1 protein-coding gene is annotated in these 539 nt (G+C 39.9%); it reads left to right on the forward strand.

All coding sequences use genetic code 11. The features are described from left to right. Positions 1 to 456: group II intron maturase-specific domain-containing protein (locus tag ACO03U_RS13740; protein ID WP_423104966.1), on the forward strand; the 456-nt coding region annotated here is incomplete at its 5' end. Positions 457 to 539 lie beyond the last annotated feature (83 nt).

The following is a 539-nucleotide window of genomic DNA, read 5'->3' on the forward strand; positions in this document are numbered from 1 at the left end:
GGATTCTTCTGGGGAAGGAAGGAAAGAAAGTATCTTCCAAAGCCACATGAGATTGCCATCAATAATTTTCGTAAGAAAATCAAGTATCTCACTAAACGTAGTTGGGGAGTGAACACAAAGTATCGTGTTCAGAAAATCAATGAGAATATTCGTGGATGGGTCAATTACTTTAGGATAGCCAGAATGAAAATGGTACTAGACAAAATTGATAGTAATCTACGAGTACGTTTGCGGATGTGCATTTGGAAACTATGGAAAACACCTAAAAACCGACGAAAGCAGTTACGCAAGCTCGGAATGTCGACAAATGAAGCATACAAAAACAGCTATTCTAGCAAATCATATGCCAGAATAGCCTACTCTTGGGTTTTAACCACTACCATAACAAATGAGCGACTAGCAAGATTTGGCTTACTATCCGCAAGTTCATATTATCAGACAAAACATGTCATGTAAAACTGAACCGCCGTATACGGAACCGTACGTACGGTGGTGTGAGAGGTCGGTGAGGGAATTAATCTCTCATCTCCTACTCGATT

The sequence above is a fragment of the Enterococcus diestrammenae genome (assembly GCF_049384045.1).
Classification (GTDB): domain Bacteria; phylum Bacillota; class Bacilli; order Lactobacillales; family Enterococcaceae; genus Enterococcus_C; species Enterococcus_C diestrammenae.